The sequence below is a fragment of the Salinivirga sp. genome, from assembly GCF_055145285.1.
The window spans coordinates 1-13,236 of sequence record NZ_JBSRDC010000077.1; the positions used below are offsets into that span (position 1 = coordinate 1).

The following is a 13,236-nucleotide window of genomic DNA, read 5'->3' on the forward strand; positions in this document are numbered from 1 at the left end:
TTATTCCAGGTTGATGGCGGCTGAGAAATACGTTACAGAACTTAAAGAAAATATAATGGCCTGCTATCTTGCAACATTACCTCATGGAAACCAGCAAGTTTTATCGGAAGGGGATCGGATCATGCGCTCAGATTATATAAACAAAATGCTTTTCCCCAACCCAAAATTGTGGACGTTAACTAACCTGACTTTTATGACTTCGCAATTGGAGCTTCAGAAATATGTTTTTCTAAAACACAGGCCTACAAAACCCCCTGAATAAATAGCCGCGCATCTTATTGCATTAATTAGGCTCAGGCAGCCCGGTAAACCACCGGGTTGCTTTTTTTGATTTCCGAGGTTTCACAAAGTGTTTTACGTTGCTTAGCACACCTATTTCTTTTCTTCTTTGAATTGCTTTTCAAAATTCGCAAAGATTTCCTCGCAAAGCCCGCAGAGATCTTTAACGTAGAGCCTGGAAATTAATCTTTGCGCTTTTAGCGCTTCCTGGCTTATTTTGTGTGGACTTTCTTTTTTGATTGATGTAAAAGCTGCACAAATCGCACGTAGCTTTTGCAGAACTCAGGTTACGCTTTCGTTTATTTGTCGCTTTCTTTTTCGTTTCACGCAATGCAAAGTCTTCAATTAGTAGATTATGTTTGGAATCACTTGACCTTTTTGGTGGATTAAAATTATAAGGTATATATTTTTGCAACATTCTATAAGCAGAGGTCAGGCATGTTATCTGGTTTTTATTTACCACGAGTATAATTATTTTAAAATACATTTACATTGGTCTGCCCACGTAAAAATTTAAAGATGAAATTTTCTAACAGGGTATAACTTTACTTAAGCGTAAATATTAGCCTTGCATGCCAATTAATTGTTATTTTTTTGTTAAAGAAATGCTTTTCTCATAATGAATTATTAACTTTTATTTTTAACACTATAAAACATAAAGTTATGATAAAGTTAAAATTTACAATTTTTATTCTCTTATTTGCTGGACTTGGTTTTTACGGACATTCGCAGCAATACAACCAAAATGATGTAAAGAGTGAAATAAAAAAAGCGTATGAAGAGAGCGTAGAAAACGATGTTTTTATGGGACGGGGAATAAAGTCCTTAACTGACATGGCCGACTATGGATCAGCACCGGCGTTAAACTGGAGCTCCCAATTTGGCGGTTCTGGAAGCGATGTCGCCACCGAAATTGTTTCTGATATAAATGGAAACAGCTATGTTTCCGGATATTTTTCAGGTGAAATAATAGTTTCAGGTACTACCTATACAAGTATTGGCGAACAAGATGGTTTTGTTGCAAAATACGACATTGCAGGAAACTTAATTTGGTTTAAGGCAATACCAGCGCAACCAGGTAATTATTTGAATGTTATGGCCATAGAAATTAAGGCCGACACAGCGTGGATTACCGGATCGTATACCGGTAGTGTTTCTATGGGTGTTAATTTGCCTAACGATGGTTCAAATAACTTATTCCTTACCAGTATTGATGCAAATGGCAATTTTATTAATGCCTATCACCATTATGTAAATAATATAGAAATAGGATTGGGTTTAAGTATTGATGATTCAAATAATGTATATGTATTAGGAGCAAATAGTTTATCAGACGATTTTCGACACCCTAGTTTTTTGACAAAATTTAATATTGTTAACGAAAGCTTTCAGTGGTACAGGGAGTACCCGTATTCATCTCCAGTGCTTAGTTTTACCGATTTTGTCGTAGGAGATTCATGCATATATTTAACTGGTTTTTGGGAAGGCAGTGGAAGTGTCGATAATGTTACTTTTACGCCCGAAGGTTATTACGGAGAAGCTTTTGTTATAAAAAGCGATTTTAACGGAGATTTAACCTCCGGAACATTTGCTGATCATCCCGTTTCGCCGACTGGTGATAGTTACGGATTATCGTTAGATATAGATCAGAACGAGAATGTTTATTTTGCAGGATATTTTAGAACCAATGTGATATTTGGAAACGATACCATAATGGGATCTGAGAATGGCTTTGTAGCGAAATATGACCCATTGGGTGATTTTGTTTGGGGCCAAAAACTTACTACAACAGGCTTAGACGATGTTGCAGTCGACCCTGCAGGAAGCGTTTATGTAATACACGATGGAGAGATAACAAATTATGATTTTAGCGGACTGGAGCAGTGGTCCGGAACCTTAACAGGAAGTCCTTCAGTTTGCGATATAGATAATTCCGGCAATATTGATATCGCAGGAAGTGATAATTCGCTTGTGTTTTTGTCGCAGCTCGACAATACCGGAACTCAGAATTGGCAAGTAAATTTTGGAGGTAATTCAGGCAGTGCAAGGATTAACGGTATGGTAAGCGATAGTTTGGGTAATGTTTATTTATATGGTTACACCTCTAATACTACCGATATTTTTGGTGCTGAGGTAAATGCAGGAGTATTTATAACTAAGCAAAACAGCTCCGGAGATTTGTTATGGAATAAACAATTGGGGTGTACAGAAAACATGGGTGCCGCTTCACAGGGGAACTCAATTAATATTGACGAAAAAAATGGATTTGTTTACATTACAGGAGGATTAACTTCTGAACTGGTAATACCGGGTCAACCAAATTTAGTGCCCGATGCGGGGGGAAGTATATTTATATTAAAATACGATTTAAACGGTAATTTTATATGGTCGAAGCAAGAAGACTTCTTTGGTCAAAATGTCACAATAGCACCTGATTATTCCGGTAATATTGTAATCGCCTGTACTTATTTCGGCTCTATTAATGTAAGTTCCGATAGTTTTACTTCATCAGGATCTGATGATGCCCTGGTGTTAAAATACGACTCAGGCGGAAATTATTTGTGGGGTATGAGTGCTGGTGGAGAAAATATTGAATATAACGGGCTTGTTTCAATAGATACAAGTAATAATATATTTTTTTCGGGCGAATTTCATTCAGAAAATGTTTCAGTAGGAGATAGCACCATAACACTTAACGAGGGTGATGGTAATATTGTTTTGGCAAAAATTCAACCTGATGGAACAGTTCAGTGGGTAACATCAACTGCTTCCAGTACTATTGCTTATGGAGATTATTATTGTTGGCCTACCGGAATTTTGAACGACAAAGACGGTAATGTATATATTAAAGGATGGCATGGCGACTCTGCCTCTTTTGGCAATATATTATTAACAAGCCCCTACGTTTATAATTATTTTATTTCAAAATTTGATTCAAATGGAAATGTGTTGTGGGCAAAGTCTATTACAGAAAAGAGCTGGGGATTTGACTATAATCAGTTCGATATTGATAGCGAAGGGAGTGTTTATTTAGGTGCGCAGGCTACGGATACCTTGTATTTCGGAGGCGATTACATGTATACACCTTCTGGTGAAACAGATTTGTTTGTAGCAAAATATATGTCTAATGGCGATTTAAGCTGGGTTAAAACAATCGAAGCAAATAATCCATGGATTGCAGCTGTTGCTGTTTACAGCACAGACAATGTTTTTGTTGGGGGTGAATTTACAGGAAATTTATCAATCGATAATGTCCTGTATACATCAGTTTCAACTCATGGCTTTTTGGCAAAATTTGGTCAAGATGGTACAGGTGTTAAAGAAGTTTATAGTAGCAAAACTGATAGGTTTTACATTTATCCTAATCCTTCTAATGGTTATATAACACTAAACTCACGTGGAAATATGCCATACGAAGTTCGTTTGCTTAACGAACTGGGTCAGATAGTAAAAACAATAAAAATCTCAACTCAAAATCAGCGTATAGCCCTTGATAACTTATCTCAGGGAATATATTTTATTCAACCTGTTGGAAGTAGTTATAGAACAGAAAAGTTAATTATTAAATAGTTTTATTTAAATGCCTGCTTATTGGTACAATGTGTTTTTATGCACATTGTACCTGCGGGTAAATTAGAAGCTTTTTTAAAAGATTTGTGTTACTTTTTTATTCGCCGACACCTATCTGCAGTTTTTTATAACTCCGTGTTGTCTTAATCTATATAAAATGGCAACAATTTATTAAAACTTTGTTTTTTCTAATAAAGGGTACTACAATAGAAATACTGTTTTTTTCAGTTCTAAATTAATTTTATCCTGAAATAGGGAAGCGGGTTGTCGGTTGGTTTGTTATTGTAGCAATAATTCCCGGTATTGTCTTTTTTTGATTCACCCGAAGGCCGCAGAAGTTTTTAACGTAGAGCCTGGAAAACATGCTCTTGTAACATATTTCGCTTCTTCGGTTACGTCGTTTTTTTCTTTTTTTACGCATTTTAGCCCGTGAGGAGCTGTGGGCATTTAACTTAACCTGTGGATCAAAACAATGCTTTGGGAAATCTTGTTAATCTATTAAACGAACTTAATTGTTGACACCATAATAATAAGCAAAGAGCAATTGAATCGTAAGGTCGACAATAACAAAATTACCTCTTGTCAGTAGATGCATATGTAGAATAACCCAAAAAAAAGAAAAATGAAGTTAAAGATTATCAGCGATATAAAAAAAGGAAAAGAAAACATCATTGTTTATGGACTAAAGCTGGCCCGGCATCTGGAATGGGAGGTCGATATTATTCACATGGTCGACCCGCGTGCAGAGCACGGAGTAGCCAGTACCTATTCCGATTCTCAGACCATCACGCCTGGTCGTAAAATGACACCTGACGAAATTATACAGCGTGAGATTAAAGAGAATCAGTCTGCTATAGACAATTTGATTAGTGGTGAAGGAAGCCGGTTAGACTACCCTCTGAAAATAAACAGTGTAGTTGAAGAGGGTGCAATAGAAGCAAAATTGCGTGCAATCGGGCAGGATGATGATACCGGCCTGATTTTAGTAAATTCAAATCTTGATAATAATGTATTTTCATCGCGGAGTGAGCTTTTTGACCTTATGAAAAGCATTCCTGCTGCCTGGTTAATTGTACCTCCCGGGCATCAGTTTGAATCTTTTAACCACATGATGTTACCTGCAGAGTTTTTAGATTTCGTACCGCCGCAGTATCCAAAAATATCTTACATATTGAAACACTTCAATTCGCGTGTCGAAGCAGTGGATGTGGTGAAAAACAGCACTGGAGAGTTAAGTGAAAAGTCGGCAGCATGGTTGAAAAGCGCGCGTGATGTTTTTACAGCTTCAACATTGGAAGCAAAAGAAATTGAAGGCGATGATTACAATAATACCTTGATAGAATATGTGAAGCAGGTGCAGCCCGATTTATTGTTGCTCTTTAAAAAAGAGAAAACCATATTTGAACGGTTGTTCAAAAAAGATCTCCTGAAGGACCTCATTGTAAAAACCAATACTCCATTGCTTTTTTACAATAGTCAATAATATACCGATTTATTTCTTTCGCTTAAGTATTCGAAAATGCCCAATAATGCGAAATTTTCCTTTGGTATTAATGATGTAGACGCCTAATAATATGAGCCCCATGAAAAGCAGGTGTACGGGGAGTATTGTTTCCCCATCTATCACACCCCAGCCAATGGCAAATACAGGTATGATGTAGGTTACGGATGATGCAAAAACCGGGGGCACTTGCCTGATGAGGCTATTCATGAGCAACATGGCCAGTGCAGTACCAATTACACCCAAAACCATTAGGGCAAGCAGGTGATAACCCCAGCCTTCATGGCTAATGGCGGCTTCTATGTCGGTTGTCAAAAGGTAAATCAGTGCAACGGGTAGTAAAAACATAAAAGATAAGCTCGTAATCTGGATGCCGGAAAGGTGGCTTAGTCTGGCTTTGATCTCATTCATGTTGGTGCCATAGCATATGGTGGCAAGTACCACGAAAAATGCGTAACTATTGATGTTGCTCAGATCTAAATCTTTGCCTGTGGCAATAAGGCCTGCTGCTCCCAACAAACCCAGAATTAATCCGGCAACCTGCATGCGGAGAATTTTAATTTTATAAAATGCCAGTCCAATAAACAGCGTAAACATGGGCGTGAGTGAATTGAGCATGCCAGCCATAGAACTGTCTATGCGGGTTTGGGCTTTTGTAAACAAAAATGCAGGTATAAAGCTGCCAATGAAACCGGCAATAAGCAGACTTTTGAGATCTTTGCGCTTGAGTTTTCTGATATGGTGAAAGGACAATGGCAGCAGTGCCAGCGAAGCACTCACTATGCGAATAGCAGCGGCTTGCGAGCTGGTAAAGCTTTTTAGGCCGATTTTCATTAATATGAATGAACTGCCCCATACAAAGGCCAGTAAAACTAATGTCGCGTATTGTCCCCAGCGTTTTTCGAGATACATCGGTATTTTATTTTAAAGTTCGAAGGTAATGATTTCAGATTAGCTACGGCTTTTAAAATTGTTTCTTAGAGATTTTTGTCCTATAACGAACATCATTAAATTCCCTTACCATGTGAGGTTATTTATCAGTGGCTCCAACTATCATTCGCAAAGGATATTTAGCCAGATTTTTTGTGGTAAAACTAATCTGTGTATTGTATTTGCTTGGTTTTGCCATGAGCTGATAAGGAGGGGAAAAACGGGCTGTTCACTATCGTGCAATTTTTAGTGTCCACTAGCATTCAAAAGGCTTTTTTTATAAATTCCCTGAAAATTGATAAATTGTTGTGGAAACCTAAAAATTTATATTATGCAGTTTCAATACAAATGGATATGGACGTTTGTGCTTATTGTTCTTTTTTCGATAAGTACACAAGAAACAAAAGCCTGGCCGGGTAAAATTGTCAGCTCTTTTAAAACGCCCGGAAACATAGCAACCGGCTTAACCTTTGATGGTGAATTGTTATGGGTGGCCGACCGTGCTGCTAAAAAGCTTTATGGACTTGATCCGGAAAGTGGCAAAGTGAAAAAAGAGCTGGAATCTCCGGCTTACTGGCCCATGGGCATGACCTGGGATGGCGAAGCCCTTTGGAACGTAGATGTGAAAGGTGGCTTGCCACTCAGCGAAAATTACCATGCTGTGGCCTATCGCATCGATCCGGATAATGGCGAGCTCCTGCGCACTGTAAATCTTTCTGTCAGCAAAGCACAGGGCTTGGCATGGGATGGCCGTTATCTGTGGGTGGCCGACGACGGTCTCAATATGATTGAACAGGTGAATGCCAATGACGGAACCACCATTAAGTCGTTTCCTTCGCCGACGCTGAATCCCAATGGGATGACGTTTGATGGCAAATATCTCTGGATTTCTGACCGTTATAAGGATGAAATCTACATGGTTTCACCCCGCGATGGTTCGGTAATTCAAATTCTCGAAGCACCGGGACATTATACCTTTGGTTTAACAGTAGCCCACGATCACCTTTGGGCAGCTGACTCTGAGGCAGATCAAATATTTAAACTCGTGAAAACAGATAAGGACCGTTACAGAAGATACAACCCCAAAAAGGTTCAGGTAACACATACCCACGAAGCGACAAACTTTGGCCCGGGCATGCTTACGGGTCTGGATATTCATCTGTCCATACCTACCGACCGCCCAAATCAGGACATTGAAGGTGAAATAACTTTCTCAGAGGGTATGATCGATAAGGCAGAGGACCACTGGGGGCAAAAAACAGCCCATTACAACCAGCAAAATATTAAGCCGGGAGAGCGGTTTAAAGCCCAAATGACGATCGATGCCACGTTGTATGAGGTCCGCTATTTTATAGATCCCGCCAATGTGGGCGCTCTCGAAGATATACCCAAAGATATTCGTGACCGCTATCTGGCAAATAATGAAAAGTATCAGTATGATCATCCTACAATCACAAGGGCGCTTGAGGTGGCTCTGCAGGGAGAAACCAATCCTTACTGGATGGCACGTAGGATTTTTAACTATCTGATAGACAATATGTATTATGAGATGGTGGGAGGCTGGAATACCGCGCCCGCAGTGCTGGAGCGTGGTAATGGTTCCTGCTCTGAATATACTTTTACTTACATTGCTATGTGTCGTGCCGTTGGTATCCCAGCGCGTTACGTAGGATCTGTGGTCATTCGCGGCGATGATTCCAGCATGGATGATGTGTACCACCGCTGGGCAGAAATTTATTTGCCCGGGTACGGTTGGATTCCGGTTGATGCCAGTCGTGGTGATAAAAAATTATTACGCGATCAGGCCGGATCATTCGGGTATCTGGCCAATCGTTTTGTGATTACCACACAAAGTGGTGGCGGTTCAGAAACAATGGAGTGGACTTATAATTCCAACGCTTTCTGGAAAACAGAACCCAAAACTTATGTGGTTACCGATCACTACGCCGATTGGAAGCCCGTAAGAAAATAGAGAATTAAAACTAGGGGTTGTCCCATCCTGTTTGATAAGTAATCTTGCTGTCTTCAGGATGGGGCATTTTTTATAAAATAATTCGTAGACCGGCAGAAAGGTCAACACGGTTGAGCCCGATTCTTTCTTCATCTTCATCGAACGAGTAACTATCAATATATTCGTTGCTTTCTATCTCCACAGAACTTATGGTGCCTCTCAGGAAACCTAGCTCTACACCTAAGTATAGGTTTTTAAGTAGCTGAATATCGAGGCCCAGGCTTAGATTGAATCCAATATTCTTACCTGTAGTAGTTACTTTAAATGTGTCTATTTTGGCCACATCTTTATAAGAAGTAAATCCCAGGCCGGCAGACATGACAATCATTACCCTTTCATATGTGTTTTTGTAATAAAATTGGGGCCCGGCATATAAGATTGTAATATCGTCACTCATGGTGCCGTAGAATGTACCTACATCATCTATGCTTAATTCAACATCATCCATGCTGTTTGAGGTCTGGAAACGGCTGGCATGAATTCCAATGCCTGCATTTTCTGAAAAGAATATGCCAATATCGCCTCCAATATGAGTCCCCTTTTTTAGTTCTTCGACATACGATTTGAACATGTCAGGTGTATGTTCACTTACCTCACTTGTTTGCCATGATTTGCCGCCATAAATGTGCGCTGTAAACCTCACCGAATCGTTTTTGTGCGTGTTTGTGTAGTTTGGTCTGTTGTGGTAATAACCCAGTTCAAAATTTTTAATCTTGCTTTTTGGTAGTACACTGTCGCGCACTACTTTATTGACAGCATAGGTAAAGGCAATTTGTTCAAATCCTTCCTGGTTGATGTTGCATTTTATGGAGTCATTATTTTCTGTTACGATGAGGTCCTGCGATATGACAGTTATAGAATAAAAAATGATGGCGAGGGTAATGAGTATAGCTTTCATATGCCTGTTATTTTTATTTCACTTCAAAAATATAAAAATCTTGTTTTGTAACAAGGTTTCAGTGCTGTTTTTAGTGTGTTTTTACGAACTTTTGTGTGTATTGATTGGTGTTGGTTGCCCAGCGAAGAATGTATATCCCATCGGGGAAATCAGGCAAGGTGTAATCTTTTCGAGATACCTGGTCTGTGAATATTAGGTTGCCGGTTAGGTTGTATATAAAAATTGTGCCTAACGGATAAGTCTTGTTGAAATGAACTGTTTGTGTGTGGTGGCTTATGTAGAATGGTGCATTGTGGTTTCTATTTAAGCTGCTTATTCCGTTGGTAATGGTATCGCAGTTTGCAAAATGATAATCTGCCGCAGCACTGAAGACCTGTTCCTCCGGCACATAAAAGGCTGTAGAGTCGCCAAATTCATAGCCACCGCTATAGTACCCATTTGTAAGGAATATGATTCCGAACTGCTTTTCTTTTTCAAAATACATGTCACTGATGAGACCGTATGCTTCGCCGGGATGGCCGATCATGGTAGTTTCCGGCATCACAATATCGCCGTTGGGTGTGTTGGTTGTGATTTGCATGCCAAGGCCCCACTGGTTAAAAAGGTTGTAGTAGTTGTTGCCGTTTGTGCCATTGTTGGTCCATGCTGGTTTGTGCATTAGCGCAATGGTAGCTGGTTGTAAAATCTGTTTATTTTCCCAGATACCTTCGTGGGCGTGCATAGACATGAAACGCATTAGCTCTTCTGTTGTGATGCGCAGCCCGCCTTGTGGGGCAAAGATTAAACCATTGGTGCCAGGTGTATAGGAAGCGCTATCAAATGGTTCAGGTGGTGTGCCCTGGTAATGATCTGCCTGTGGCTCCCCGTTTCTGTAAAGCACTGCCACGCGGTTGATGTCTGTCAGGTCATCGATATTGAAACTGCCACTTATTTCAAGAGGGATTAAAATGGAATCGCGTACAAAACGATCAAAACGCCGGTTGCTGATTTGCTCAATCAGTGTTGCAATGAGACCAAAGTTGATGTTGCTGTAAGAAAAGTAACTCCCCGGTGGGGTGTTGAGCCACATATCGGAGGTATAGTATGAGCCGCCGGGGCTCAGTAATTCTGAAATATTGGGGGGCGGAGATTCATTATAGGAGGCTGATAAAAAGTTGCTGTAACCGCTGCCATCAATCAAGCCCGAAGTATGCGAAAGCAGCATGCCAAATGTAATGCTGTCGTTGGGGTAATTGGGGTTTGCCACGTTAAAGTCCAGGTAATTGTTAATGTTCTCCTCGAGCGAGAAATGTCCATTTTCATATAGCTTCATTAATCCTGTTGCTGTAACCGTTTTGGAGATAGAGGCAATGCGGTAATAGGTTTTATCATCGACGGCAATTTCCCGGTTAATATCTGCCAGTCCGTAGTGAAAACTATCCCTGTTTTCTCCATTACACATCACCACCACAGACATCCCAATTAATTGATTTTCATTGGCAATGCTTTCGAGCGTTTCATGGTAATTTTGTCCGTGTAATTGACTTAAAAGGGATATTGCCAAAGGTAGAATCAGAAAAAATCTCATAGCTGATTTTTTTTCTAAGATATGGTTAAAATCCTTTTTTATAAAATATTTTGGCGTTAGCTGGTCGTATTTTGTCTGCCCAGGCAAAAAAAAAGAAGGACTATTATCATAATCCTTCTTTTGTGGTATGTTTTGAATTCATTTTACCGTAATGTCCATTCATCATTACCCGGTAAAGCATAGCTGCCTTCCGGGTAGTCAATGTCTTTTCTGCGGTATTCATAACGTGCAATCAGGTCCATAACCTCGTCATCCCTGGTGCGTTTCTTTTTGATATGCCTGGCCAATACCGGATCGGCTTGGTGTAATTTTTTATCAGCTTCTTTAAGTTCTTCAATCATTTTATTCCGGATCCGGTTATACTCTTCCCGGTTTACTTTTTGAACAGGTTCCACAGGAGGCGATTCTACTTCAAGTGGGTTAATTGGATGCCCGTTTTTCCAAAACCGGAAGTCGAGGTGTGGGCCGGTTGCTAAACCAGTAGCCCCTACATAACCAATTACTTCACCTTGTTTTACATGTGAACCTACATGAATTTTTTTACTGTACCGTGACAGGTGTAGGTAAGCTGTTGTGTATACACTGTTATGTCTGATTTTTACTACCCGGCCACCCTGGCGCGTATATTTTTTCTTGATTACCACCCCATCGCCTACAGTATGCACGGGTGTGCCAGTTGGGGCTGCATAATCAATGCCTGTATGTGGTCTGTGAATTTTTAAAACCGGATGTAACCTGTTGTAGCTGAAACCTGAAGAGATACGACTGTACCGGAGTGGTGCTTTTAAAAATGTACGGCGTAACGATTGGCCTGTTGAATCAAAATAGCTTTCTACACTATCTTGTTTGAATGAAATGGCATAAAAGTCTTTATTCCGGTGGTTGAACAATGCTGAGTGAATTTTACCAATGCCCACACGCACGGTGTCAACATATTCTTCCTCATAAATCACAGAAAAATGGTCGCCTTTTTTTAGTCCGAAAAAATCAATGCTCCAGGCATATATTTCAGAAAGTTCTATCGACATCATAGGGTCGATGTCGTATTCCAGCATGGCATTCCAAAGGTTAGATTCTATAAATCCACTGGCTATGCGGCGAACCTTAGTTATCTCCTTTTTTCCCTTGGATATTTGCACAGAATCATTGAGCTCAATTTTGATGTAATCTATTGGCGTATGCTCGTATACGAAGTATTGTGCCGTGGTATCATCATTGCAAAAAATACTGTAATTGTTTCCGCGCCTTATTCTTCGCACATCAAAAACCGCTTTTTCCTTCGCTATGACCTCAATGGTTTGTGGAGAAATTTTGTATTCTGACAAAATTTCTGACAAGTTTTCATTCCTTCTGATTTTGTCTTTTACCACCAGAAACGAGTCTACTGATATGCCGTATTTTATAACCGGTTCAGGCTCCACCGGTTCTGGTAGTACCTTGCTCTCCTGTTGGTTTGGCTGGGCCTGAAAAGGAATGCTTGATATCAGTAATGTAATCAGGCCGCCACCGAGTAAAATAAATATGATGTGTTTGAGTAAATTTTTTCTCATATAATGTTTTTTTGGACTTCTATAAACTGTTTATTATCCGCGTATGTTCTCAAATCCTTTGCCATAAGTTCCCATTACAGAAGCAACGGAAATAAAGGCATCCGGATCAATAGATTTAATTATTCGCAGTACGTGAGGCATTTCGTGCTTTCGCGTTACAACCAGCACAATTTTACCGGGTTCGCGGCTATACCATCCTTGCGCATCGAGGAGTGTCATCCCCCGGTTGATGTGTTCATTGAGTTCTTTTGATATTTCTTCGTAGTACTTTGAGAAAATGAAAATTTGCGTACTCTGCCGGTTACCTGCCATTATCATATCGATAGCCCAGGCCACTATAGCCATGGTTACAAATCCGTATACCAGGCGTTCAACAGAATCGAATACAAAGTAACTGGAAGAAATAATGATTATGTCGAAATATAAAATTATTCTGCCGGGACTAATGTTCCGGTATTTGTTGATAATCATGGCGAAGATGTCAGTACCACCGGTGCTTCCTCCCTGATTAAAAACAATTCCGATGCCGGCACCGGCTAATAGTCCACCAAGCACAGCCGAGAGGAAAATGTCATCCACCAATGGCTCATGTATCAGCCCCTGGAGGAGCGACAGGAATCCACCCAGCACCAGTACACTGAAAATGGTTTTTACACCAAAGCTGGCTCCCAGTATTCTGATGGCGATGAATACCAACAATATATTGATGATTAAATAAACTACACCAACAGGGATGTCGGTCATGTAATAAATTAAGGTGGAAATACCGCTTAATCCGCCACCAATAATTTTGGACGGAATGAGAAACGCAGTCCATGCAAATGCATTAATAAAAAGGCCAAAGGTCATGATGACCCATCTGCGCATTTCTTTTAATACATCTTCTTTTGTGGTTCGTAATGGAAACGCCCTGAACATTTTACTGTCTGT

The 13,236-nt window shown here is 40.0% G+C and carries 9 protein-coding genes; 4 read left to right on the forward strand and 5 right to left on the reverse strand.

From position 1 onward, the window contains the following. The 3 genes from ACTB0Y_RS16050 to ACTB0Y_RS16060 all read left to right on the forward strand — a co-directional run. A partial coding sequence (locus ACTB0Y_RS16050; protein ID WP_463207850.1) for a hypothetical protein occupies positions 1-262 on the forward strand: 262 nt, incomplete at its 5' end. A 680-nt stretch (positions 263-942) separates the two neighbouring features. Then, positions 943-3,849 (forward strand): T9SS type A sorting domain-containing protein, encoded by a 2,907-nt coding sequence (locus tag ACTB0Y_RS16055; RefSeq protein WP_463207851.1) that lies wholly within the window; start codon positions 943-945, stop codon positions 3,847-3,849. A 622-nt stretch (positions 3,850-4,471) separates the two neighbouring features. Next, positions 4,472-5,332: a hypothetical protein gene (locus ACTB0Y_RS16060; RefSeq protein ID WP_463207852.1), complete on the forward strand. Its 861-nt coding sequence runs from the start codon at positions 4,472-4,474 to the stop codon at positions 5,330-5,332. A 9-nt stretch (positions 5,333-5,341) separates the two neighbouring features. Here ACTB0Y_RS16060 and ACTB0Y_RS16065 read toward each other — a convergent pair whose 3' ends face one another. Beyond that, on the reverse strand, positions 5,342-6,262 hold the full coding sequence (locus ACTB0Y_RS16065) for a DMT family transporter (RefSeq protein WP_463207853.1): 921 nt from the start codon (positions 6,260-6,262) through the stop codon (positions 5,342-5,344). Between the two features lie 349 nt (positions 6,263-6,611). Here ACTB0Y_RS16065 and ACTB0Y_RS16070 point away from each other — a divergent pair, with 349 nt between their 5' ends. Then, positions 6,612-8,252, forward strand: a complete 1,641-nt coding sequence (locus ACTB0Y_RS16070; protein ID WP_463207854.1) for a transglutaminase domain-containing protein — start codon at positions 6,612-6,614, stop codon at positions 8,250-8,252. A 70-nt stretch (positions 8,253-8,322) separates the two neighbouring features. Here the strand turns inward: ACTB0Y_RS16070 and ACTB0Y_RS16075 are convergent, their stop codons facing one another. The 4 genes from ACTB0Y_RS16075 to ACTB0Y_RS16090 form a co-directional block, all read right to left on the reverse strand. Further along, complete coding sequence (locus tag ACTB0Y_RS16075) at positions 8,323-9,189, reverse strand: outer membrane beta-barrel protein (protein ID WP_463207855.1); 867 nt, start codon at positions 9,187-9,189, stop codon at positions 8,323-8,325. Positions 9,190-9,259: 70 nt separating this feature from the next. Beyond that, the gene (locus ACTB0Y_RS16080; protein ID WP_463207856.1) at positions 9,260-10,756 is read right to left on the reverse strand and encodes a serine hydrolase; all 1,497 of its coding nucleotides are present in this window, start codon (positions 10,754-10,756) and stop codon (positions 9,260-9,262) included. Between the two features lie 143 nt (positions 10,757-10,899). Continuing rightward, positions 10,900-12,306 (reverse strand): peptidoglycan DD-metalloendopeptidase family protein, encoded by a 1,407-nt coding sequence (locus ACTB0Y_RS16085; protein ID WP_463207857.1) that lies wholly within the window; start codon positions 12,304-12,306, stop codon positions 10,900-10,902. A 33-nt stretch (positions 12,307-12,339) separates the two neighbouring features. Further along, positions 12,340-13,224, reverse strand: a complete 885-nt coding sequence (locus ACTB0Y_RS16090) for a YitT family protein (RefSeq protein ID WP_463207858.1) — start codon at positions 13,222-13,224, stop codon at positions 12,340-12,342. Between the last annotated feature and the right edge of the window lie 12 nt (positions 13,225-13,236).

Excerpts from the sequence above, each read along its gene's own strand:
- ACTB0Y_RS16055 (WP_463207851.1), top strand. The coding sequence starts at position 943 with ATGATAAAGTTAAAATTTACAATTTTTATTCTCTTATTTGCTGGACTT.
- ACTB0Y_RS16075 (WP_463207855.1), bottom strand. The coding sequence starts at position 9,189 with ATGAAAGCTATACTCATTACCCTCGCCATCATTTTTTATTCTATAACT.
- ACTB0Y_RS16070 (WP_463207854.1), top strand. The coding sequence starts at position 6,612 with ATGCAGTTTCAATACAAATGGATATGGACGTTTGTGCTTATTGTTCTT.
- ACTB0Y_RS16090 (WP_463207858.1), bottom strand. The coding sequence starts at position 13,224 with ATGTTCAGGGCGTTTCCATTACGAACCACAAAAGAAGATGTATTAAAA.
- ACTB0Y_RS16085 (WP_463207857.1), bottom strand. The coding sequence starts at position 12,306 with ATGAGAAAAAATTTACTCAAACACATCATATTTATTTTACTCGGTGGC.
- ACTB0Y_RS16060 (WP_463207852.1), top strand. The coding sequence starts at position 4,472 with ATGAAGTTAAAGATTATCAGCGATATAAAAAAAGGAAAAGAAAACATC.
- ACTB0Y_RS16065 (WP_463207853.1), bottom strand. The coding sequence starts at position 6,262 with ATGTATCTCGAAAAACGCTGGGGACAATACGCGACATTAGTTTTACTG.
- ACTB0Y_RS16080 (WP_463207856.1), bottom strand. The coding sequence starts at position 10,756 with ATGAGATTTTTTCTGATTCTACCTTTGGCAATATCCCTTTTAAGTCAA.